Here is a 22,881-nt window from a genome sequence, read left to right as displayed (position 1 = left end):
TCTCAGGCTGGGAGTGTCGATGGATGCCGTACTGATCGCCGCTGTGGTCGTCGTCGGTTTTCTGGGCTTGCTCAACTTGCTACTGTCGCTCGCGGTCCTGCGCCGGTTACGGGACCACGAGGCGAAATGGGCACGGGCCGGCCTCGACCGGCTCGTGGAGCGCAGGTCGTCGCCGGAGTCCGGATACCGCGTCGCCGACTTCGAGGCGACGGCGCTCGACGGCGCCACCGTGTCCCTGCGCGATCTGAGAACTCCCCTGTTCACGGGCTTCTTCTCCACGGGGTGCCCGTCCTGCCGGGAGGAGGTTCCCCGTTTCGTCGAGTACGCCGCCGCCATGCCCGGCGGCCCGGAGCGGAAACTGGTGGTCGTCTCCGGCACCCTGGAACAGGGCGCCGACATCATCGACGCCGTAGGCCGGGTGGCGCGGGTGGTCGTGGAGCCGCAGGACGGTCCGGTGACCGGCGCGTTCGGCGTACAGGGCTCACCCACGTTCGTCCTGCTCGACCGGGACGGCACCGTGCGCACGAGCGCGGTGAGCGTCCGCGAGCTGGCCTCACCCCAGGTCCCCGCGCGGTGACGAGCGGACTCGGCCTCACCGCCGGCCACGTCGGCGGTGAGGCGACCTGGCGGGAGAGAGCGGTCGCCGCCCTGGGCGTCGCGTGGCACGCCGGACCGGCCCTGCTGCTGACCTATCTGGCCGCCGCGCTCGTCACGGGCGCCGCGCCGGTCGGCGTCGCCTGGCTGACCAAGTACGTTCTGGACGGGCTGTCGGCCGAGCGGGTGCCCGTCGGCCGGTTGGTGACGCAGGCCGTCCTGCTGGCGTGCCTGGGACTGCTCACGGCGACGCTGCCGTTCCTCTCCCGGTACGTGCAGGCGGAGCTTGGCCGGAGCATCCGGTTCCGCACCCGGGACCGGCTGTATGAGGCGCTGTCTCGTTTCGAGGGTATGGCCCGGTTCGAGGATCCCGAGTTCCACGACCGCATCGGCCTGGCACGGCAGGCGAGCGGGACGGCGCCGCAGATCGTCCTCGACGCGGCGCTGGGAGGCGTACGCGCCGCCGTCACCATGATCGGGTTCGCCGGAACGCTACTGGCGGTGCGTCCTGTCATGGCGGGGTTCGTGGTGCTCTCGGCCGTGCCCGCCGTGGTCTCCGAGCTGGCCCTGAGCCGCAGGCGCGGTGAGATGCTCTGGACGACCAGCCCCAACGCGCGCCGGGAGTTGTTCTACTCCCAGCTCATGACCGACCGCGCGGCGGCCAAGGAGATCCGGCTGTTCGGCCTGGGCGACTTCATGCGGAAACGGATGCTGGCCGAACTACGACAGGTCAACGGCGCGGAGCACGAACTCGACCGGCGGGCCTTCCGCGCTCAGGTGGGCCTGGCCGCGCTCGCCGCCGCGGTGTCCGGCGGCGGGCTGGTCTGGGCCGTCCAGCTGGCCCGGGTGGGCGAGCTGACCCCGGGCGACGTGGTCGTCTTCGTCGCGGCGGTCGCGGGTGTGCAGTCCGGGCTGTCCGGGCTGATCACGTTACTGGCGAGCGGGCACCAGGGGCTCCTGCAGTTCGGCCACTATCTCGCCGTCCTGAACGCGGGGCCCGACCTGACGAGGCCGGACTCCCCGCTGCCCGCCCTGCCGCTGAGGGACGCGATCGAGCTGAAGGACGTCTGGTTCCGCTACGACGCCGACAAGCCGTGGGTGCTGCGCGGCGTCGATCTGCGCATCCCCCGCGGTGCCCTGCTCGCCGTGGTCGGCGTGAACGGCGCCGGCAAGAGCACCCTGGTGAAGCTGCTGTGCCGGCTGTACGAGCCCACGCGCGGGACGATCACCTGGGACGGGGTGGACATCCGTCTCATTCCGGTGGCGGAACTGCGTGACCGGATCGGCACGGTCTTCCAGGACCACATGAACTACGACTTCACCGCCGCCGAGAACATCGGCATCGGCGACCTGACGGCGCTGGAGGACCGCGACAGGATCCGCGCCGCCGCGACCGCCGCGGAGGCCCACGAGACCGTCTCGGGCCTGCCGTACGGATATGACACGCTCCTGAGCAGGATTTTCTTCATGAACTCCCGGTCGGACGGCAGGACGGCGGGTGTGACACTGTCCGGCGGCCAGTGGCAACGGCTCGCCCTCGCGCGCGGCCTCATGCGGGGCAGGCGGGATCTGCTCGTCCTCGACGAGCCCAGCTCGGGCCTGGACGCCGAGGCGGAGCACACGATCCACCGGCGGCTGGTCGAGCACCGGCACGGCGCCACCAGCGTGATCATCTCTCACCGGCTGAACGCCGTCCGGATGGCCGACCGCATCGTCGTCCTCGCCGACGGCCGGATCACCGAACAGGGCACGCACGAGGAACTGATGACCGTGGACGGCGACTACGCCCGGCTCTTCCTCCTGCAGGCGCTGGGTTACGACACCGGGCAGGAACCGCAGGCGGTCTCCTCGTGATCGGACTTCTCACCTCGGTCTCCGTCCTCGCCGCGTCCGCCGTCCTTCTCGCCCGTCTGCGGCGGCGCTGGGTGCTGGTGACCGTGAGCGGCACCAGCATGACGCCGACCCTCCAGCCGGGAGACCGTCTCCTGGTACGGCGGTGCCGCATCACCGGATTGAAGGTCGGCGACATCGTGGTCCTGGAGCCGCCCCGCCCGGTTCACCCAAGGGGCGTCGTCGTCGTCGCGCCCGCACGACCGCGTACACGGTGGAAGGTCAAACGGGTGGTGGCGCTGCCCGGCGACCGGATCCCGGTGTCGGCGCGCGCCGCGTCGGACGGCCGGGAGACCGTCCCGGAGAACTCGCTGATCGTGTTCGGCGACGCCGGCGAGAGTCACGACTCACGTCAGGTCGGCCTGTACTCCGGCGACCGGATCCTCGGCGTGGCCGTCCGCAGGAGAGCCGGGCGGCTCCCGCGGCCGTGATCGGAGGCGGACCGTCACCACCGGACCGCGAAACGCCCCTCGACGGCCTCGCCGTCCCGGAAAGCGAAGATCCCGCCCGATCGGACCGATCAGGCGGGATCTTCGTCGACCACTTCGCTGTGGAGCTATGGGGATTCGAACCCCAGACCTCCTCCATGCCATGGAGGCGCGCTACCAGCTGCGCCATAGCCCCTTGTGTGGTGCAGAAGAAATCTTAGCCGACTTCCGGGACCCCTCGTGCCATCGCGGCGGCGACGAGGGCGACCAGGACGGAGGCGACGGCGCTCACCGCGACGATCGTGAAGGACAGCACGTAGGCGCCGCGGGCGGGGACGGCCGTGCCCGCGACGGTGATCGAGGTCAGCAGCGCGGCCGTCACCGCCCCCGAGGCGCTGCCTCCGATGGAGCGGACCAGGGAGTTGACCCCGCTGGCGATGCCGCTCTGGTCCATCGGCACATGCTGTACGGCCAGCGCCCCGAGGGCCGCGTAGGCGACCCCGAACCCGAGCCCCTGCAGCGTGTTGGCGACGATCAGGTCCGAGACCGAGGCGTTGAAGATCGCGAACCAGCCGAAGGCCGCCGCCGTGATGGCCGCGCCGACGGCCAGGGAACGCGCCGGGCCGAGGCGTCCGGAGATCCGTCCCGCCATGAAGGACGACACCAGCATGGTGACGGTGCTCGGCAGGGCGTAGAGGCCGACGTCGAGGACCGATCCGCCGAAGCCGTACCCGGCCGAGGAGGGGGTCTGGACGAAGCTGGAGACCAGCGTGAAGGAGCCGAACATCGCGAAGCCGAGCAGCAGCGCGGCCAGGTTGGCCGGCAGCGACCGGCGGCCGACGAGCAGGTCGAGACGGACCATCGGCGCCCTGAGCCTGAGCTGGCTGAACACCCACACCGCGCAGACGACCGCGGTGGCCGCGAACAGGGCGACCACCTGGGGGGATCCCCATCCCCAGTCGTTTCCCTTGGACACCGCGAGCAGCAGGCAGACCAGCCAGATCGACAACAGCAACGCGCCGACGAGGTCGAGGCGGCCCCCGGCGCGGGCTCCGCTGTCGTGGGCGCTCAGGGCGATGAGAACCATCGCGACCACGCCGAGTCCGGCGGTGATCCAGAAGACCGGGTGGTGGCTGGGCGTCCGGTCGGCGATGACGCCGGTGACGATCATGCCGAGGTTGCCGCCGATGCCCATGGTCGCGCTGACCACGCCGATCGCGGTCATCACCTTCTGGGCCGGGAAGCTGTCCCTGATCATGCCGATGGCCAGGGGGATCAGCGCCGCGGAGGCTCCCTGCAGGGCACGGCCCACGATCAGCACCGGCAGCGTGAGCGAGACGGCGCAGATCACGGAGCCCAGGACGAGCAAGCCGACGGTGAACAGGATCATCCGCTTCTTGCCGTACATGTCCCCCAGGCGGGACAGCAGTGGCGTGGCCACCGCGCCGACGAGCAGCGATGCGGTGAAGACCCAGGCGACCTCGTCGACCGAGACACCGAAGCCGGCCATCATCCTCGGCAGCAGCGGAATGACCACGGTCTGCTGGACGGAGACGACCATCCCCGCCATGGAGAGGGCGAGCAGGGTGAGCCAGAGCTGTCTGCTCCGGATCACGGCACCGGGTCCGGCGACGGCCACTCCTGCCATGCTCCCCCTCTTTTCCCATCGGCTTGCGGCAATGAGATGGTAAATGCTCGTCAGAAAACGTCATCTACTGGGTCATGTCGCGTCACGGGTGGCGTGATACGCCTTGGGCGCCATGTCCGTGGACTCCCGGGGAGCGCCGCCTTCAGCCCGCGGTGGTGCGCATGGTGAGCTCGGTGCCGTCCTGGGACAGTTCGAAGGACACGGTGACGGCGCCGAGCCGGGAGGTGCTCGGCAGGTGGGTGCCGCCGCACGGAATGGTCACCTCTCCCTCGGGCAGGCCACAGCGCCAGGTACGGCGCGCGGTCAGTTCGCGCCCGGGGCTCTCGATCCGGACCTCGGCGTCGGCCGCGACCCACTCCTTCAGCGTGTCGCAGACCTTCCCGGTGATCTCCGGAAGGCTCTCCTGCAGCCCTTCCGTGACGAAGCCCTTGCGGCGCAGCGACTTGCCGAGGCGATAGACGTCGAGGCTGCCCCCGGGCAGGATTCGCGAGGAGGCAATGGCCGTCTGGTCGAAGTCGGGGTTGCCCAGGCCGTCCGCGGAGATCTCCTTGCGCCACCGGTCTGCCAGCGCCGCGTTGAGCGCGAGCGCGGCGAGGTGGCAGGCGGTGTGCCCCGTGGAGAGCGCGTGACGGTACTCGGCGTCGACGGCGAGTTCGACCTCCCCGTCGGGGACCGGCTCCCGGGTGACGTGGACGACCAGCCAGCTCCACCCGGAGCTGCCGCGCCGTACCGGGATGTCCTCGCCGAGGTGGATCCGCTGCTCGCCGTCGGCCACCGCCCCGGTCACGCAGTCGGTCACCGCGATCCCGGCGATGGTCCCCCGGTCCGCGGGCTGGTCGGGCCAGGTGTGGTCGAGCGGATGGAAGGGGGTCTCGGCCACGACCGTCCCGTGCTCCTCCCCCACGGGGACCCTCGCCACGACTGTGGAGCGGCCCCCGGTCTCCCCCGCCGGATAGCTGACAAGCGTCGATCCCTCGATCACCGTTTCCCCCTTCTGCCCCTGTTGGTTCCCTCATCATCTCAGCCAAACGAGTATGGCCCGCGCCACCCCTGAGGAGGCACGGGCCATACGGCGGAGGAAGGGGGTATCAGAGGGCGGGGACGCCCTTCTCGTCCTCCAGATAGCGCGCCCTGCCCGCGTACCAGCCGGTGGCCAGCTGCACGCCGACGACCGCGAACAGCAGCAGGAACGACAGCGTCCAGCCTCCGCTGGCCTCGTGCATCACACCGACGACCAGAGGACCCGCGCCCGCGATGAGGTATCCGGCGCTCTGTCCGAAGGCGGACAGAGCGGCGGTGGCCTCGGGGGTCCGGGTGCGCAGGGCCAGCATGGTCAGCGCCAGCGGGAACGATCCCATCCCGATCCCGACCAGTACGGCGAACAGCCAGGCCAGGTTGACGGGAGCGAGCCACAGGCCGAGGAAGCCGATCGTGTAGAAGACCACGAAGGCCGCCACGACGGGCCGCTGGTCGGCGAACTTCGAGGCGATCCACGGCACCACCATGGAGACCGGGATGCCGATCGCGGTGAAGACGCCCAGCGTCAGCCCGGCCTGTCCGGGGGTGTAGCCACCGTCGATGAGCATCTTCGGCAGGAAGCCGAACATGATGTAGGCGACCATGCTCTGCGTGCCGAAGTAGGCGGCGACGGCCCAGGCGAGCCTGCTCCTGACCAGGCTCCGGGGACCGAGATCGCTGCTGCCCGTGTCCCGCTCCGGCTCACTGCGCGACAGCGCAAGCCACGGAATGGCGGCGACAGCGGCCAGCGCCGCCCACACCCCGAGGGCAACGTGCCAGTTGCCGTCGGCGGCCCGTTCGATCGGGACGGTCGCGGCGGCCGCGAGCATCGTGCCGGCCGCGAGGGCGGTGGTGTAGACGGTGGTCATGGTCCCGGCCCGGCCGGGGAAGTGGCGCTTGATCAGGGTGGGGATGAGCACGTTGCCCACGGCGCCGCCGGACAGCGCCAGCGCGCTGCTGAAGAGGAAGACCTCGGCCGAGCCGACCATCGCGCGGATGAGCAGTCCGGAGCCCAGGGCGACCAGGGCGGTCAGCAGCAGCCGGTGTTCGCCGATCCTCCTGGCCAGGGCCGGTGTCACGGCGCCGACCGAGGCGAAGATGAGAACGGGTAGTGTGGTGAGGAGCCCGACTCCGACGCCCGACATGCCGAGGCCGGAGGAGATGCGGTCGAGCACCGGTCCCACACTGGTGACCGCGGTGCGCAGGTTCAGTGCGGCGAGGACGATTCCCAGCACGAGCAACCAGGCGAGAGATCCCGTCGTTCCACCGGTGCGGCCCCGAGTCTGATGGGTTAGCACGCTCATGCGGGGTTCAGTCCTCCTTCAATCGATTCACCCAATCGTAGGATGATTGGCTGACTCCAACTGTAACAGGACCTAAAACTTGGTTTGTTCCTGGCAATGTGCGCCCCGCCCAAAGCCCTGACACTGTGAAAGCCGGATCACGCCCTCCTTTACAGGGCGTGATCCGGCTTCCTTCCCGTCAGTTCAGGGCGATGACCGGCTCAGACGCGCGGGCCCGGCATGGCGGGCGGCTCCTCGCCCGGCCGCCTGCCCGCCCCGGGCAGCGGGCCGCCACCGGGAGGGGCGAGCGGGGAGGACGGCGGATACTCCCTGCCGACCGTGCGCGGCGGAACCGGATCGTCGTATCCGTAACCGCCGTTCCCAGCGCCGCCCTCCGGCCTGTCGGTGACGGTCGCGCCACCGTCGGCGCCGTAACCGGCCGGACGGTCGTGCGGCGCGGGGACCTCACCGCGCCAGGAGCCGCTCTCCCCGCCGCGCGACTCGATGAACGTCTTGAAGCGTTCCAGGTCGCCCCGGACCCGGAGCCGGACGAGCTGCAGCCAGTCACCCGCGGTCTCGACGAAGCCCTCCGGCTCGTACTCCATCTGGAGCGTGACACGGGCGGTCTCCGGGGACAGGTGGTGGAAGGTCACCACCCCCGCCTGGTGCGGGCCGTCCAGGGACTTCCACGCCACCCGCTCGTCCGGGTGCTGCTCGGTGATCTCGGCCTCGAACTCACGGTGGACGCCCGCGATCTCCACGGCCCAGGCCGTACGGGTGTCACTCAGCTGCCTGACCGATTCGACGCCTTCCATGAACTCGGGAAAGGTCTCGAACTGGGTCCACTGGTTGTAGGCCGTCCTGATCGGGACGTTCACATCGACGGACTGTTCGATCGTGCTCACAGGTCTGCCTCCCTCTCGTGGGTTCGGTAGGCCGACCTGCCCGACGATCCGCGGACATAACTACTTACGCCGCAAAAGCCAGTAAAGGCCCACAAGCGGCAGCACGAGGGGGATGAACACGTAACCGCTGCCGTAGCCCGACCAGACCGTCGCGTGCGGGAAGGCCTCGGGGTCGGCCAGGCTCAGCGTGCCGACGACCATCACGCCCGCCAGCTCGACGCCGCAGGCCGTCAGGGCGAGGCCCCGCCTCCCCCTGACCAGCGCCACGGCCAGCACGAGGTAGACCAGCGCGGCGAACGCCGACAGCGAGTAGGCCAGCGGCGCCTCACCGAAACGGGTCGCGATCTGCACCGCGGCACGCGCGCCCGCGGCCAGGGCGAAGACACCGTAGACCGCGACCAGCGCGCGTCCCGGCCCCGAGCCGATCACCGGTTCGCTCATGCCGTCCCCTGCCAGATCTGCAGCAGCCGTCCCACCATGACGCAGACCGCGAAGGCGCCGACCGCGACCACCGCCGACCCCCAGCGCGAACGCTCGGCGAGGCCGAGGAAGACCGCCCCGGGCGGGATCACCAGCGTCCCCGCGAGGTAGCCGATCAGGGTCGCCGTCTCCGCCGGCCCCCTGCCCCCGATCACCCCGGCGACCGCGAGGCCCGCCTGGACGAGCAGGCCGAGTTCGAGCAGCGCGAGCATGACGAGCAGCACGGTGCCCATCGGCCTGTTCCGGCCCGCGGCCACGATGGCGGACAGCACGATGACCAGGGCAAGGATGATCAGGGCGGTCGCGAGCGGGCCGATCATCGGGACATCACCGTGGCAGGAGGCATGGGCAGTAGGTTACTGCCCGGTGCCGCCGCCTTCCTCTCCGCTTCCGCATACCCTGGACACGTGGAGACGATCCTGGTCAGCGCCTGTCTCATGGGACGGCGGGTCCGCTACGACGGGGCCGCCAAGACCAGCGGTGACGCGCTGCTGGCCGCCTGGCGGGCCGAGGGACGGCTGGTGCCGTTCTGCCCCGAGGTCGAGGGCGGCCTGCCCGTGCCGCGTCCTCCCGCCGAGATCGAGGGCGGGGCGGGCGGCGCGGCCGTGCTCGCCGGGGCGGCCCGGGTGCTCACGGCCGACGGCACCGACGTCACCCAGGCCTTCCTCACCGGGGCGCGGGCGGCGCTCGCCGCCGCGCTCTCCTGCGGCGCCCGGGTGGCGATCCTGAAGGAGGCAAGCCCCTCCTGCGGAAGCCTGACCATCCACGACGGCACCTTCGGCGGCGGGCGGCTGGCCGGTGCCGGGGTCACCACCGCCCTGCTCGAACAGCACGGCGTCTCGGTGTTCGGCGAGGACAGGATTCCCGCCGCCGCCGTACGGCTGCGCGAGTTGTCGCGATCCTGAGGCGTTCTCAGTACTCCCACACGTCGGTGCGGCTCTCCCCTCCGACGCAGTAGATCGCCGAACCGTGCTCCCCCTGGACCAGGTCCACCCTGATCCATCCCTCGGCCTGGGTCACCTTGGCCTCGTAGCCCGGGTTGGGGTTGGCGGAGACCACCCGGCACACGCCCCCCTCGATGCTGAAGGCGACGGAGCCGTTCTTCGAGCTCACCGTCTTGGTCCCGCCCTCGGCCGCGAGGTGGGGCGTGGGGCTGGGAGTGGCGGAGGCCTTCTCCGGCTCGGGCGTTGCGGTCGGCGCCTTGGCCGGGGGCTTGGTCGTGGTCCGGGTCGGGGTTCCGGTCGCGGTCGGCTTGGCCGGGGAGTCGTCCGTCTGGCGCTCGTGGCCGGAGATCCGCCTGGATCCGACCGACCCCTTCGTGTCGCCCTTCGGCAGACCGGTGGCCCGCGGGTGGGAGGTGCCGCGGCGGCCCAGGGGGGAGACGTAGGCCCCCGGGGTGCGCCTGCCCTGGGGAGAGGCGCTCGGCGGGCCCGTCACGACGGCCGTGCCGGTCGGCGGCTTCGAGGGAATCGCGACGGCCCCTATCCGGGACAGCTCCGCGTCCAGGGACTCGACCCTCGCGTCGTCGAAAACCTGGCTGGTCAGCACGTCACGGACACCAAGCCAGGTGATCCCGGCAGCCAGGACCGTGGCAGCACACCAGACCACAACGAATCCCCAGGTTTGCCTCATGCGGTGAATTATTACCTCATGTGCTTCTTTGTTCACTACGGTTACGTCGTATGGCGACGGTTCTCGTGGTAGAAGACGACGAGTACGTGCGCTCCGCGATGATCCAGGAACTGGGCAGGCGCCAACACGCCGTGCGCAGCGCGGGACGTGCGCTCGACGCGTTGCGGGAGATCACCCAGAATCCCCCCGACGCGGTGATCCTCGATCTCGGCCTGCCCGACCTGGACGGGTCGGAGGCGCTGAAGATGGTCCGCAGCGTCTCCAGCGTTCCGGTCATCGTGGCCACGGCCAGGGACGACGAGGCGGAGATCGTCCGCCTGCTGGAGGCGGGCGCGGACGACTACCTGGTCAAGCCGTTCTCCGGCGACCACCTCAACGCGCGGCTCGACGCGGTGCTGCGCAGGGCCCGGGCCGCGGGGCCGCCCCCGGTGCTGCGCGTCGGCGCGCTCTCGGTCGACCTCAACCGGCGTGAGGCCTCCCTGGGCGGGGAGCCTCTCTCGCTGACCCGGCGGGAGTTCGACCTGCTCGCCTACCTCGCGGCCCGCGCCGACCGGGTCGTCCCGCGCAAGGAGCTGCTCACCGAGGTGTGGCAGCAGTCCTACGGTGACGACCAGACCATCGACGTCCACCTGTCGTGGCTGCGGCGCAAGCTCGGTGAGAGCGCCTCCGCCCCCCGCTATCTGCACACCGTGCGCGGCGTCGGCGTCATGCTGATCACACCGTCGTGAGACGCACCCTGGCCCTGCTCGCCCTCGCCGGCGCCTCGATGATCGCCCTGGCCTTCCTGGTCCCGTTCGGGATCATCGTCAGGGACATCGCGCACGACCGGGCGATCGCCGAGGCGGAACGGCAGGCCTCGGCGCTGGTCCCGGTACTGGCCATCACCACCACGCCGGCCCGGCTGGCCCGCGCGGTCGCCAGCACGGGCCAGCCGGAGCGCATCGCGCTCCACCTGCCCGACGGAAGGAAGATCGGCACCCCCAGGGCCTCGGCGCTGACCGTCGCCACGGCGGTCCGGCTGACCCGCGCCGCGACCTCGGACGAGCTGGGCGACGACTCCCTGCTGCTTCGCCCCGTCACCCTGGAGAACGGCAGGACCGCGGTCATCGAGATCTTCGTACCCGTCCAGGAACTCACCAGAGGGGTCGCCGTCTCCTGGGCGGTGCTGACCGGGGTGGCGCTGGTGCTGATGGCGGGCTCCGTGCTCGTCGCCGACCGGCTGGGGGCCCGACTGGTGCGCGCCTCCCAGCGTCTCGGCAACGCGGCGACCTCCCTGGGAGCCGGTGACCTCACCGTCAGGATCGCCCCCGAGGGGCCCACGGAGCTGGTCGCGGTCGGCGAGGCGTTCAACGCCATGGCCGACCGGGTGATCCAGTTGCTCGCCGCGGAACGGGAGATGGCGGCCGACCTCTCGCACCGGCTCCGCACGCCGCTGACCGCGTTACGTCTCAGCCTGGACCACCTGGGCCCGGAGGCCGAACAGAGCCGCCGGGCCCTGGGCCGTCTCGAAGCCGAGGTCGACGAGATCATCGCGGCCGCCAGGCAGCCCTCACGGGCCCCCGCCCTCGTCCACTGCGACGCGGCCCACGTACTGCGTGAGCGGCTGACCTTCTGGTCGGCGCTGGCCGACGACCAGCAACGGCCCTGGCAGCTGATCGGCGCCACGGAGCCGGTCAGGATCCCGGTCGCGGCGACCGAGCTCAGCGCGGTCGTCGACGCGCTGCTCGGCAACGTCTTCCGGCACACCCCCCAGGGCACCGCGTTCACGGTGACGCTGCACCAGGGACCGGACGCGGTCGGCATCCTGATCGCCGACGCGGGCCCCGGGATCGCCGACCCCGAGGCGGCGCTGCGGCGCGGGGCCAGCGGCGCGGGCTCGACCGGCCTCGGTCTGGACATCGCCCGCAGGCTCGCCGAGGGCTCGGGTGGCGCGCTGCGGATCGACTCCTCGGTCCTCGGCGGCGCCCATGTGCAGCTGTGGCTGCGCACCGACCAGTACGAGCCCCTCTTCCGTACGGCCCGGCGCCCCCAGGCCAGACGCTGGCCGCGCAGGAAGGACGCCACGCAGGACGCCCAGGACTGACCCGCGCCGTCAGGCGGGTTCTCCGGAAACACCGGCCCCGGTCATCGCCAGCGCCTCCTCACGTGTCATACGGGCGCCCTGGCCGTACGCCTCCTCGTAGGCCCGGTCGCCGAGCGCGCGTCTGGCGGCCCCGGCGAGCCGGACCACGTCCACGTCACCGGCCGACGCGGTTCCACGCACCGCCGTACCCGCGCCCAGCAGCAGGGCGGCCCTGGCCGGGTCGCCCTCAAGCAGCGCGACCCCGGACATCAGCTCGACGACCAGGGCCGTCATCGTCACGTTGTGCAGGTCCGCCGTGGAGGCCAGCGCCCGGCGGTACCACGCCAGCGCCTCCCCCGCGACGCCCTCCGCCTCGGCGGTCAGCCCGAGACCGATCATGATCGTGGCCCGGGCCTCCTCGCCGCCGAACCACCCGGAGGGGCACCCGGCGAGCGCCTCCTCGGCCAGGCTCCTGGCCCGTGCCGTCTCCCCCCGCGCCCTGGCGACGGTGCTCAGCACGTGACGGGTGAGGGCGAACACCTCGGAGGCCCCCGTACGGCGCGCCAGCACGGCGGCCCGTTCCGCGTCCTCCGCGGCCCCCCGGAGATCCCCCGTCTGCAGGCGCACACCGGCCCGCTGGCACAGGGTCCCGGCGACGTCCTCCTCGGCTCCGAGCTCACGGGCCGTCCGCAGGGCCTCGTCGCACAACGCCCACGCCCGTTCGGCCTCTCCGCGCCAGGAGGCCAGTTTGGCGAGCTCGGACAGCGCGACCGACGTCCCCCACCGCTCTCCGACCGCCCGGAAACCGGCCAGCGCGGCGGACAGGCTGTCCTCCGCCTCACCGAGCCGTCCGGTGTAGGCCGCCACGAGCCCCTCGCCGAGGTGGTTCAGGGCCCGGCTCCACGGGTCGGTGCCGACCAGCCCGTACCACCGGTCGTCCAGGTTCGCGGTGTGTGCCTCCGGGATGCCCATGGCCATGCCGAGCAACATGGTCATGAAGGGCTGCCTGGGCGGACGGCCCCCGGCCAGCATCGTCGCGACGGCGTTGCCCAGATGGGCGTCGAACTCGCCGCGCGGCCCGCCGGAGGCGATGCTCAGGACGCCCACGGTGTACTCCTCCTCCAGCCCCTCCGGAGGATGCGGGCCGATCCCGCGCAGGAGCTCCTCGGCCCGCGCCGCCCCCTGGCTGCGCAGTCCCCGCAGCCACCAGTAGGTCGTCAGGCGCGCCAGCAGCCGCAGCGCCGTCCCCCGCTCCGCCTCCCCCGCCTCGGTGGCGTGGCGGAGCGCGGCGTGCAGGTTGTCGCGCTCGGCGTCCAGCGCGGCCAGGCACTCCAGTTGCTCGGCGGTGATCAGGCGTGGCTCGACCCGTACCGCCAGGCCGAGGAAGTACTCCGCGTGCGCGCGCCGCGTCCGCCGGGTCTCCCCCGCCTCAGCGAGCCGTTCCGCGCAGAACGCCCTGATCGTGTTGAGCATGCGGTAGCGGGTTCCCGAGACCTCCACAAGAGACTTGTCCACCAGGCCGGTGAGCGCCTCGACCGTGCCGCCGTCCGGCAGCCCGCACACCGCGCGGATCGCCTCAAGCGTCGCGCCCCCGGCGAAGACGGTCAGCCGCCCGGCCAGCGCCCGCTCCTCCGCCCCCAGCAGGTCCCAGCTCCACTCGACCACCGCCCTGAGCGTGCGGTGCCTCGGCTGCGCGGTACGGCTGCCGCGCGACAGCAGCCCGAACAGGTCGTCCAGCCTGGCGGCGACCTCGCCGACCGGCAGGGAACGCAGCCTGGCCGCGGCCAGCTCGATCGCCAGGGGCTGACCGTCGAGTGCCCGGCAGATCCGTCCCACGGCCTCGGCGTTGTCCTCCCCGACGGTGAACCCGGGCAGCACGGCGGCGGCCCGGTCGGCGAACAGTTCGACAGCCGGGTAACCGGGCATCTCCCGCGCCGGGGTTCCCCTCGGCGGCACCGCGAGCGCGGGGATCGGGCACAGGCTCTCGCCGGTGATGCCCAGCGCCTCCCTGCTCGTGGCGAGGACCCGCAGCCGGGGACAGGCGCCGAGCAGCCGCCCGGCGAGCGCCGCGACGGCCTCGACGAGGTGCTCGCAGTTGTCGAAGATCAGCAGGACGCTCCGTGCGGCGAGCGCCGCGACCATCCGCTCGACCGCGTCGCCTCCCGGTCTGCCGAGTCCGGGGGTGAGCCACGCCTCGCGCAGCCCGAGGGCGTCGAAGACCGCCTGGGGCACCTCCGCGTCCCGGCTCAACGGCGCGAGGTCGACGAACCGGACCTCCCCCGGGTGCCGGGTGGCCACCTCGACCGCCAGCCGGGTCTTGCCCGCCCCTCCCGGCCCGGTGACGGTGACCAGGCGTGCCCGTTCGAGCAGCGCGCCGACCCGTTCAAGCTCCCGCCCTCTGCCCACGAAGCTGGTGAGCTGGGCCGTGAGCGCGTGCCTCTCCGGAGCGGCGGGCACCACCGGCCCGGAGAGAAGGGAGAGGTCCGCCCTCAGCACGGCCAGGTGCGTGGCGGCCAGCTCCGCCGACGGATCGGCGCCGAGTTCCTCGGCGAGGAGTCCTCTGGCCTCCTCGTAGACGGCCAGGGCCTCGGCCTGCCTGCCACCGCCGTACAGTGCCCGCATCAGCTGACCCCGCAGCCGCTCCCGCAACGGGTGCGCGGCCACCAGGCCGGTCAGCTCGGCCACCAGCGCCCGGTGCCCGCCCATGGCGAGCTCCGCCTCGACCCGCTCCTCCACGGCCGAGAGCCGCAGTTCCTCAAGCCGTACGGCCTGCCCGCGCGCGAACGGGGCACCGTCCACGTCGGACAGCGCGGGCCCCCGCCACAGGGCCAGCGCCTCGCGCAGGAGGCCGGCCGCGCGCGGGGCGTCCCCCTCCTCCAGGGCTCGCCGTCCCCGGGCGGCCAGTGCCTCGAACCGGTGAACGTCCACCTTCTGCGGGCTCACCGCGAGCCGGTAACCGGCGGGGGTGAACTCGACCGTCCCGGCGTGCCCGAGCAGTCTCCTGAGCCGGGAGACCTGAGCCTGCAGCGCGTTGGCGGCGTTGCCACGCGTCTCCTGACCGTAGAGGCCGTCGATCAGCCGCTCGACGGTCACCACCCGGCCCGCGTCGAGGGCCAGCAGCGCCAGCAGCGCGCGCGTCCTGGGCCCGCCGACGGGGACCGGGCCGCCCTCGGCGTCCCTGATCTCCGTCGCGCCGAGCAAGCCGAACCACATGTCATCGATTATCGTGCGCCGGCCCCGCCCCACGGATCAGGGCGTCTCAGGCCTGTCTGCCCACCGCCGAAGAACTGCAGAAAACACGAGATCCCGTCCGATCAGCTGATCGGACGGGATCTCGCCTGTCCTGTGGAGCTATGGGGATTCGAACCCCAGACCTCCTCCATGCCATGGAGGCGCGCTACCAGCTGCGCCATAGCCCCTGGTCACCGCTCCGAGTGCTCTCGTTGCGGCGCTTGGGAAGCATACAAGGACACCCGGGGGTTCACCTAATCGACGACCGTACGGCTCTCGCCCTTCACCGGGCGTGAGCCGTACGAGGGGTCAGCTCTGCGTCACCTCGGGGCTGTCGTCGCTCTGGACGGGCTCGGGGAGGGTTCCGGCGTTGTGCTCCATCAGGCGCCAGCCCCTGCGTCCCTCCTCCAGCACCGACCAGGAGCAGTTGCCCAGGCCGCCGAGGGCGGACCAGAGATCCTCAGGCAGGCCGAGCAGATGGGCGATGCCGAGCCGGATCGCCGCTCCGTGGGAGGCGACGACCAGCAGGCCGTCCTCGTCGAGCCGTTCGGCCCATCTGCGGATGGAGGTCGAGACACGCGCGGCGACGTCGGCGACCTCCTCACCGCCGGGGGCCTCCCAGGCGGCGTACTGCTCGGGCCACCCGGCGGAGATCTCCTCGCGGGTGAGCCCCTCCCACTCACCGCCGCCCCGCTCCCTCAGGTCCTTGTCGACCGACACGCTCAGACCGGTGAGACGGCCGAGCGCGGAGGCGGTGTCGTAGGCCCGCTGGAGATCGGAGGCAACGATCATGGTGGGGCGGAGCGCGGCGAGCAGCGAGGCGGCCCTGGCCGCCTGGGCGACGCCGGTCTCGTCGAGCGGGATGTCGCTGTGGCCCTGGAAGCGGTGTTCGACGTTCCACAGCGTCTGGCCGTGTCTCAGGCAGACGACACGGCGGCTCACTCAGTTACCGCCGGGCGGGCACGCTGGGCGGCGGCCTGCGCGACGCTGTCGGGCAGGGCGATGGCGGGGCAGTCCTTCCACAGCCGCTCCAGGGCGTAGAAGGTGCGGTCCTCCTCGTGCTGGACGTGCACGACGATGTCGACGTAGTCGAGGAGAACCCAGCGGCCCTCACGCTCTCCCTCACGGCGGACGGGCTTGACGTGGGCCTCGACGCGCAGCCGCTCCTCGATCTCGTCGACGATGGAGCGGACCTGACGGTCGTTGGTGGCGGAGCAGAGCAGGAAGGCGTCGGTGATGACGAGCTGGTCGCTCACGTCATAGGCGAGGATGTCGTCGGCCAGCTTGTCGGCCGCGGCCTCGGCGGCGATCCTGATGAGCTGGACGGATCTGTCGGTTGCGGTCACGGTTTCGGTTAGTCCTCCAGTAGTCGGCGCTGTCACCTATCAGGGTGCCCGATCGAACGCCTGTCGAAGAGCCGCCTTCGGGTACAACGCCTATCGTGTGCCACCCGATTCCACGTCGCAAACGGATTGATGGTCCGGCGAAGAGCGCACATGACGGTAAAGGCCGCGTTTGTTGATGTACTGCACAATACCGTCAGGGACCAGATACCAGATGGGTTGTCCGGAAGAGACACGTTCTCTGCACTCCGACGACGAGATGGCCAGCGCCGGAATCTCCAGCAGGCTCACCTTGCCCTCGGGCAGCCCGGGGTCGCGCAGGATGTGACCGGGCCGGGTGGCCCCGACGAAGTGCGCGATGGTGAAGAGCTCGTCGGCGTCGTGCCAGCCCAGGATCTGCGACAGCGCGTCGGCCCCGGTGATGAAGTACAGCTCGACGTCGGCTCCCCCCGCCGCGGCGATCTCCCTGAGGGTGTCGATGGTGTAGGTGGGCCCGGGGCGGTCGATGTCCACCCGGCTCACCGAGAAACTCGGGTTCGAGGCGGTCGCGATGACCGTCATCAGATAGCGGTCCTCCGCGGCCGAGACGGTCCTGTCGGCCTTCTGCCACGGCCGCCCCGTCGGCACGAAGATCACCTCGTCGAGGTGGAAGTGATGCGCGACCTCACTGGCGGCGACGAGGTGCCCGTGATGGATGGGGTCGAAGGTGCCGCCCATGACTCCCAGGCGTCTCTTCCCCGTGCCGTTGGCCGCTTTCATCATGAAACGGACCATACGCGTAAGCCGTACCCGGCTTTTAATCACCCCCCGCGCATGCCCGGCGGGCCCGACGTAGCATGCCGGACATGACCACCACCCCGGATCGCAATCGCGTGCAGCTTCCCGGCGTAAGCTCACGTGCCTACGAACATCCCGCCGACCGGTCCGCGCTGGTAGCCCTGCGCTCGCTCAGTGGGTTCGACACGGTTCTCAAGCAGATGTCCGGCCTGATCAGTGAGCGCCGCCTGCGCCTGATCTACCTCGCCTCCGCGGTGCGCACCGGCGAGACCCAGTTCCGCACACTGCACGACATGGGCCGTGACGCGGCCTACACCCTGGACCTGCACCGCATTCCCGAGGTGTACGTCCAGCAGAGCCCGCAGGTGCAGGCCATGGCGATCGGGTTCGACGACCCGTTCATCGTCGTCACCACCGGCCTGCTCGACCTCATGGACGACGAGGAGCTGCGTTTCGTCGTCGGCCACGAGACCGCGCACATCCTGTCCGGCCACGCGGTCTACCGCACCATGCTGGACATCCTGACCCGTCTGGCCACCCGCGTCGCCTGGATCCCGCTCGGCTACATCGGGCTGCGCGCGATCGTCGCCGGCCTTGAGGAGTGGCACCGCAAGTCGGAGCTGTCGGCCGACCGCGGCGGTCTGCTCTGCGGCCAGGACCCGGAGGCCGCGCTGCGCGCGCTGATGAAGCTCGCCGGCGGCTCCCGCCTGCACGAGATGAACATCGAGGCCTTCCTCGACCAGGCCCGCGAGTACGACACGGCCGGTGACGTCCGCGACGGCCTGCTCAAGGTCCTCAACCTGCTCGGCACGACCCACCCGTTCGCCGTCTCCCGGGTGGCCGAGCTGGACAAGTGGCGCCGCAGCGGCGAGTACGAGACCATCCTCTCCGGCGACTACCCCCGCCGGGCCGACGACGCGAACGCCAAGATCTCCGAGGAGGTCAGGGCCGCCGCCCGCTCCTACCGCGAGTCCTGGTCCCAGTCGCAGGACCCCTTCATCGGCGTCCTTCGCGACGTCGCCGAGGGCGCGGTCAACGCGGGTGAGCGCATCTTCAACCGCTTCGCCCGCCGCGACGGCAACTGAGGGCGTGGCTCCCTGAAAAGGTCTGGAAGGCCGCCTTCCGGGCCTTTTCCGAAGGCCACCCCTTCCGGAGGCCCCGTGAGGCGCTCCGGAGGCTAGATCAGGAACGCGAGCGCGCGCACCGCGGCCGCGCACAGGGCGACGAACCCGCCCAGCAACGCGAGCATGCGCAGCCCCTCCTTGTGAAGCTCGGGGAACCTCGCGCCGACCCGCTCCACCTCCCGGTTGACGATCATGCCGCAGAGGACGCCGAACACGACGCCCGCGAGGATCACCGGGGCAGGCTGCAACCACCACTCAGGCGGCGGTGAACCCCCGCAGGCCAGCCACAGGGTCACCCAGGCCGCCGCGGCGGCGGGAACCCCCGGCCAGGCGAGCACGGTCAGCAGCGAGATCGCGAAGACCGGCGGGAAGGACGCGGCCCGCAGGACACCCCGCGACCTGGCCGTCCTGCGTCCGCGCGCCAGCCGGTGCCCGGCCCAGACCGAACGGACCAGCGCGGCGCAGGCCCCCGTCACGGCGAAGGTGGCCACCGGCCAGATCACGGTCGCCACGACACACGGCACGGCCAGTACGGCCAGCAGCAACCCCAGCGCCGCACTGCCCTTCTGGGACGGCCTGCCGGGCGCGGAGTCCTCTGCTGTGCTTCCCGCCCGCGGCCTCCTGACCATCCGCCGGACGGGCCTGTCCCCGGACGGCTCACCGGTCACGGGCTGACGCGTGGCCCCCTCGTGCCCCTGGACGGGCCGTCCGGCCCGCGGCGGCTCCTCCGTCCTGGTGCCCGTCCCACGCGGGCGTGCCTCCGCTCTGCGCGCCGCACCCGCCGCGGCGGCCACCGGAACCTGGCGCGTCGCGCCGCGCGGCCGCTGCTCCGCTCCCGCGGCCCGGGCCAGGCGGCTGAGACGGGCGGTGAGCAGGGCCGCGGTCGGGCGCTTGGCCGCCTCCCGGTGCAGGGCCGCCCGCACCAGTGGGAGCAGCGCCGCCGGGACACCGGCCAGGTCGGCCTGGCCGTTGAGGATGGCGTACATCTGCGCCTCGGCGGGTCCCCTGCCGAAGGTGGGGCGCCCCGTCGCCGCGAAGGCGACGGTCGCCGCCCAGGCGTGCACGTCCGCGGGCTCGCCGACGGGCTCGTCGGCGAACACCTCGGGAGCGGCGTAGCTGGGGGTGCCCAGGAAGGTTCCGGTCAGGGTGAGCCGGGTGGCGTCCAGCACCTGGGCGATGCCGAAGTCGATCAGGACCGGGTCGTTCTCCACGTTGATCAGGACGTTGGCGGGCTTGAGGTCACGGTGGACGATCCCGGCCGCGTGGGTGATCGACAGGGCGGTGGCCAGGCCGTGGGCCAGGTTGATCAGCGCCGTCCCTCCGAGCGGGCCGCCGCGCCGTACGCGGTCGAGGAGAGTGTCGCCCTCGATGTACTCCATGACGAGGTAGGGGCGTTCACAGGCGAGGTCGGCGTCGAGGACCCGCGCGACGTAGGGGCTCTCGACCCGGCGCAGCGCGCGCACCTCGCGTTCGAGGCGTATTCGCGACTCGGCGTCGGCGTCGACGGCGTCGTGGAGCATCTTGAGGGCGACGCTCTCACCACGCTTGTTGGTCGCGTGGTAGACCTCACCCATGCCGCCCCGGCCTAAGCGCTCAACCAACGTGTAGGAGCCGACGCGCCCGAGACGACCCACGTGACCTCCTGCGTCGGCCACATGGCCCTGGGGGGACCGCTGTGCCTACCGGGTCGCACGTTCGCCCGTGCTTCCCTGCTCTCCAGCCATAGGAGTCCTCACCCTAGCGGGCGAATATGACGATTTTCCGGAGGCGCGCCGTAGGAGGGGAAAGATCCGTGCCGATTCAGGGGCGGGAGTCCTCCAGGAGGCTGTCCAGCTCCGCCGTCGGCTCGGCCGACAGGTCCCGCCTTCCGGTACGGCGCCAGCGCACATGCCCCCTGCCCTCAAGCCACAGCATCAGGCGGTCGAGGCACGCCAGCACGACGACGACGAACAGGAACGCGATCACGGTCTCCATGGGGCCCAGTCAAACCATCCTGGGCCCCGATCACCCGGAGCGACACGCTCTAACCGTTCGTAGCACCCGAGGAGGCGATGACCGTGCCCGCACCGGTGCGCAGATGCCCCTCACCGGTGTAGACCCACTTGGTGGAGGTCAGCTCCGGCAGGCCCATGGGCCCGCGCGCGTGCAGCTTCTGGGTGGAGATGCCGATCTCGGCGCCGAACCCGAACTCGCCGCCGTCGGTGAACCTGGTCGAGGCGTTGACCGCGACCGCGGCCGAGTCGACCAGGGCGACGAACCGCCGGGAGGCCGTGACGGAGCGGGTGACGATGGCGTCGGTGTGGCCCGAGCCGTACCTCCTGATGTGCGCGACCGCCTCCTCCAGGGAGTCCACGACGGCCGCGGCGATGTCCAGCGAGAGATACTCGGCCAGGAAGTCCTCCTCCCCCGCGGGCACCACGCCGTCACCGTGGGCGGCGATCCTGGCGTCGCCGTGCACCGTCACGCCCTCGGCCGCCAGCGCGGCCAGCGCGCGCGGCACGAAGGCGTCCGCGACGTCGGCGTGCACCAGGAACGTCTCGGCGGCGTTGCACACCGAGGGGCGCTGCGCCTTGGCGTTGACCAGGATCTCCAGGGCGAGGTCGAGGTCGGCCTCGGCGTCCACGTAGACGTGGCAGTTGCCGACACCGGTCTCGATGACCGGGACCGTCGACTCCTCGACCACCGAGTTGATCAGTGAGGCCCCGCCGCGCGGGATCAGCACGTCGACCAGGCCACGGGCCCGCATGAGCTCCTTGGCCGACTCCCTGGACTGCCCGGGCACCAGCTGTACGGCCCCGGCCGGGACGTCGGTGCCCGCCAGCGCCTCCTGCATGATCCTCACCAGGACCGTGTTCGACTCGTAGGCGCTCGACGAGCCGCGCAGCAGGGTCGCGTTGCCACTCTTCAGGCAGAGCGCGGCGGCGTCCACGGTCACGTTGGGACGGCCCTCGTAGATGATGCCGATCACGCCGAGCGGCACCCTGAGCTGGCGCAGTTCGAGGCCGTTGGGCAGCGTGCCGCCCCGGATCACCTCACCGACCGGGTCGGGCAGGTCGGCGACCTGGCGTACGGCGTCCGCGATGGCGGCGACCCGTCCCTCGTCGAGCCTGAGCCGGTCGATCATGTAGGCCTGGACGCCGTTCTGTTCCGCCCGCTCGACGTCGAGCGCGTTCGCGGCGACGATCTCGGCCGACCTGGCGACCAGGGCGTCGGCGATCGCGCGGAGCGCGACGTCCTTCGGGGCCCGCGGCAGCGGGGCCAGCTCGGCGGCGGCCTCCTTAGCCGCCAGGGCTACCTTCAGGAAGTCCTCGGACATGTCGCGCTCCAAAAGAACTAGTGGTGGGACTCCAGTATGACGATGTCGTCACGGTGGATGAGCTCGCGTTCATATTCCGGACCCAGGCTGGCGCCCAGCTCACGCGTCGAACGGCCGAGCAGGTCCGGGATCTCCACGGCGTCGAAGTTGACCAGTCCCCTGGCGACCACCCCGCCGAGCGGCCCGCACAGATCGACCGGGTCACCCGCGGCGAAGTCTCCCTCGACGGCGGTGACCCCGGCGGGCAACAGCGACTTGCGGCGCCCGACCACGGCGTCCACCGCACCCGAGTCCAGGTGGAGCCTGCCCCGCCCGGTGGTCGCGTGCGCCAGCCAGAGCAGGCGGGTGCCCGGATGACGGCCGTCGGGGTGGAAGCAGGTGCCGATATCGGCGCCCGCGAGGGCCTGCGCGGCGTGCGCGGCCGCGGTCAGCACCACCGGCACGCCCGCACCGGTGGCGATCCTGGCTGCCTGCACCTTGGTGACCATCCCACCGGTGCCGACGGCGCCGCCCCTGCCCAGCTCGACCCCGACCAGGTCCTGCGGGCCGCGCACCTCCCGCAGCCTGCTGGCACCGGGACGGCGCGGGTCGCCGTCGTAGAGCGCGTCCACGTCGGACAGCAGCACCAGGGCGTCGGCCCGCGTCAGATGGGCGACCAGGGCGGCGAGCCGGTCGTTGTCGCCGAAGCGGATCTCGTCGGTGGCCACGGTGTCGTTCTCGTTGACCACCGGGACGATGCCGAGTTCGAGCAGCCTGCTCAGCGTGCGCTGGGCGTTGACGTGGTGCGAGCGGCGCATCATGTCGTCGGCGGTCAGCAGCACCTGGCCGACCCGCAGGCCGTAGCGGGCGAAGGAGGAGGTGTAGCGGGCGACCAGCACCCCCTGGCCGACCGAGGCCGCGGCCTGCTGGGTGGCCAGGTCACGCGGCCTGGCCGAGAGACCGAGCGGGCCGAGGCCCGCCGCGATCGCCCCGGAGGAGACCAGCACGACCTGCGTCCCCGCCGTACGGCGCGCGGCGAGCACGTCGACCAGGGCGTCGACCCGGTCGACGTCGATCGTCCCCTGCGGGGTCGTGAGCGACGACGAACCCACCTTCACGACGAGGCGCGAGGCCGTACGGATTCGATCGCGCACAGAGTCCACGAAACGCTC

22 protein-coding genes and 2 tRNA genes are annotated in these 22,881 nt (G+C 71.7%); 7 read left to right on the top strand and 17 right to left on the bottom strand.

What is annotated here, in order from left to right; genetic code table 11:
* Positions 1–19: 19 nt before the first annotated feature.
* From ABZ470_RS40545 to ABZ470_RS40535, 3 genes are read left to right on the top strand one after another with little or no spacing between them, the layout of a single operon-like run.
* Positions 20–577 (top strand): TlpA disulfide reductase family protein, encoded by a 558-nt coding sequence (locus tag ABZ470_RS40545; RefSeq protein ID WP_352016328.1) that lies wholly within the window; start codon positions 20–22, stop codon positions 575–577.
* Complete coding sequence (locus ABZ470_RS40540) at positions 574–2,448, top strand: ABC transporter ATP-binding protein (protein WP_362918421.1); 1,875 nt, start codon at positions 574–576, stop codon at positions 2,446–2,448. The genes ABZ470_RS40545 and ABZ470_RS40540 overlap by 4 nt, the downstream gene beginning before the upstream one ends.
* On the top strand, positions 2,445–2,915 hold the full coding sequence (locus ABZ470_RS40535) for a S26 family signal peptidase (RefSeq protein ID WP_352016330.1): 471 nt from the start codon (positions 2,445–2,447) through the stop codon (positions 2,913–2,915). Before ABZ470_RS40540 ends, ABZ470_RS40535 begins: the two co-directional genes overlap by 4 nt.
* Before the next feature lie 120 nt (positions 2,916–3,035).
* Here the strand turns inward: ABZ470_RS40535 and ABZ470_RS40530 are convergent.
* From ABZ470_RS40530 to ABZ470_RS40500, 7 genes are all read right to left on the bottom strand, one after another.
* Positions 3,036–3,108 (bottom strand) — tRNA-Ala (locus tag ABZ470_RS40530).
* Between the two features lie 21 nt (positions 3,109–3,129).
* Complete coding sequence (locus tag ABZ470_RS40525) at positions 3,130–4,560, bottom strand: MFS transporter (protein WP_362918419.1); 1,431 nt, start codon at positions 4,558–4,560, stop codon at positions 3,130–3,132.
* Between the two features lie 142 nt (positions 4,561–4,702).
* Complete coding sequence (locus ABZ470_RS40520) at positions 4,703–5,542, bottom strand: metal-dependent hydrolase (protein ID WP_362784369.1); 840 nt, start codon at positions 5,540–5,542, stop codon at positions 4,703–4,705.
* Between the two features lie 106 nt (positions 5,543–5,648).
* Positions 5,649–6,812 carry an MFS transporter gene (locus ABZ470_RS40515; protein ID WP_352016333.1) on the bottom strand — a complete coding sequence of 388 codons (1,164 nt, stop codon included), beginning with the start codon at positions 6,810–6,812 and terminating at the stop codon, positions 5,649–5,651.
* Positions 6,813–7,081: 269 nt separating this feature from the next.
* Positions 7,082–7,765 (bottom strand): SRPBCC family protein, encoded by a 684-nt coding sequence (locus ABZ470_RS40510; protein WP_362918417.1) that lies wholly within the window; start codon positions 7,763–7,765, stop codon positions 7,082–7,084.
* 60 nt (positions 7,766–7,825) lie between these two features.
* Positions 7,826–8,206: a hypothetical protein gene (locus ABZ470_RS40505; RefSeq protein ID WP_362918415.1), complete on the bottom strand. Its 381-nt coding sequence runs from the start codon at positions 8,204–8,206 to the stop codon at positions 7,826–7,828.
* Entirely contained in the window at positions 8,203–8,565 is a 363-nt protein-coding gene (locus tag ABZ470_RS40500; protein ID WP_362918413.1) for a hypothetical protein, read from the bottom strand. The genes ABZ470_RS40505 and ABZ470_RS40500 overlap by 4 nt, the downstream gene beginning before the upstream one ends.
* Positions 8,566–8,652: 87 nt before the next feature.
* Here ABZ470_RS40500 and ABZ470_RS40495 point away from each other — a divergent pair, with 87 nt between their 5' ends.
* Entirely contained in the window at positions 8,653–9,150 is a 498-nt protein-coding gene (locus tag ABZ470_RS40495; protein WP_352016337.1) for a DUF523 domain-containing protein, read from the top strand.
* A gap of 7 nt (positions 9,151–9,157) precedes the next feature.
* On the opposite strand, the gene ABZ470_RS40490 is transcribed toward ABZ470_RS40495, so the two are convergent.
* Positions 9,158–9,877: a hypothetical protein gene (locus tag ABZ470_RS40490; RefSeq protein WP_352016338.1), complete on the bottom strand. Its 720-nt coding sequence runs from the start codon at positions 9,875–9,877 to the stop codon at positions 9,158–9,160.
* A gap of 50 nt (positions 9,878–9,927) precedes the next feature.
* On the opposite strand from ABZ470_RS40490, the gene ABZ470_RS40485 reads away from it, so the two are divergent.
* Entirely contained in the window at positions 9,928–10,605 is a 678-nt protein-coding gene (locus ABZ470_RS40485) for a response regulator transcription factor (RefSeq protein WP_352016339.1), read from the top strand.
* A complete protein-coding gene (locus tag ABZ470_RS40480; protein WP_362918411.1) occupies positions 10,602–11,960 on the top strand; it encodes an ATP-binding protein in 1,359 nt (452 codons plus the stop codon). Before ABZ470_RS40485 ends, ABZ470_RS40480 begins: the two co-directional genes overlap by 4 nt.
* A gap of 9 nt (positions 11,961–11,969) precedes the next feature.
* Here the strand turns inward: ABZ470_RS40480 and ABZ470_RS40475 are convergent, their stop codons facing one another.
* From ABZ470_RS40475 to nadD, 5 genes are all read right to left on the bottom strand, one after another.
* Complete coding sequence (locus ABZ470_RS40475; protein ID WP_362918409.1) at positions 11,970–15,152, bottom strand: BTAD domain-containing putative transcriptional regulator; 3,183 nt, start codon at positions 15,150–15,152, stop codon at positions 11,970–11,972.
* Positions 15,153–15,285: 133 nt separating this feature from the next.
* Positions 15,286–15,358 (bottom strand) — tRNA-Ala (locus ABZ470_RS40470).
* Between the two features lie 121 nt (positions 15,359–15,479).
* A complete protein-coding gene (locus ABZ470_RS40465; protein ID WP_362918407.1) occupies positions 15,480–16,112 on the bottom strand; it encodes a histidine phosphatase family protein in 633 nt (210 codons plus the stop codon).
* Positions 16,109–16,516 carry a ribosome silencing factor gene (gene rsfS, locus ABZ470_RS40460; protein WP_362918405.1) on the bottom strand — a complete coding sequence of 136 codons (408 nt, stop codon included), beginning with the start codon at positions 16,514–16,516 and terminating at the stop codon, positions 16,109–16,111. Before rsfS ends, ABZ470_RS40465 begins: the two co-directional genes overlap by 4 nt.
* Before the next feature lie 90 nt (positions 16,517–16,606).
* Complete coding sequence (nadD, locus tag ABZ470_RS40455; RefSeq protein ID WP_352016344.1) at positions 16,607–17,275, bottom strand: nicotinate-nucleotide adenylyltransferase; 669 nt, start codon at positions 17,273–17,275, stop codon at positions 16,607–16,609.
* 74 nt (positions 17,276–17,349) lie between these two features.
* On the opposite strand from nadD, the gene ABZ470_RS40450 reads away from it, so the two are divergent.
* Entirely contained in the window at positions 17,350–18,375 is a 1,026-nt protein-coding gene (locus ABZ470_RS40450; RefSeq protein ID WP_184715434.1) for a M48 family metallopeptidase, read from the top strand.
* 92 nt (positions 18,376–18,467) lie between these two features.
* Here ABZ470_RS40450 and ABZ470_RS40445 read toward each other — a convergent pair whose 3' ends face one another.
* The 4 genes from ABZ470_RS40445 to proB all read right to left on the bottom strand — a co-directional run bounded on the left by ABZ470_RS40445 (position 18,468) and on the right by proB (position 22,872).
* Positions 18,468–20,048, bottom strand: a complete 1,581-nt coding sequence (locus ABZ470_RS40445; RefSeq protein ID WP_362918403.1) for a serine/threonine-protein kinase — start codon at positions 20,046–20,048, stop codon at positions 18,468–18,470.
* Positions 20,049–20,214: 166 nt separating this feature from the next.
* A complete protein-coding gene (locus tag ABZ470_RS40440; protein WP_352016346.1) occupies positions 20,215–20,388 on the bottom strand; it encodes a hypothetical protein in 174 nt (57 codons plus the stop codon).
* A gap of 49 nt (positions 20,389–20,437) precedes the next feature.
* A complete protein-coding gene (locus ABZ470_RS40435; protein WP_362784388.1) occupies positions 20,438–21,730 on the bottom strand; it encodes a glutamate-5-semialdehyde dehydrogenase in 1,293 nt (430 codons plus the stop codon).
* Positions 21,731–21,747: 17 nt separating this feature from the next.
* On the bottom strand, positions 21,748–22,872 hold the full coding sequence (gene proB / locus ABZ470_RS40430) for a glutamate 5-kinase (RefSeq protein WP_362784390.1): 1,125 nt from the start codon (positions 22,870–22,872) through the stop codon (positions 21,748–21,750).
* Positions 22,873–22,881 lie beyond the last annotated feature (9 nt).

Source organism: Streptosporangium sp. NPDC020072 (assembly GCF_040631445.1).
Lineage (GTDB): Bacteria > Actinomycetota > Actinomycetes > Streptosporangiales > Streptosporangiaceae > Streptosporangium.
This window is presented reverse-complemented; position numbering and strand designations above follow the sequence as displayed.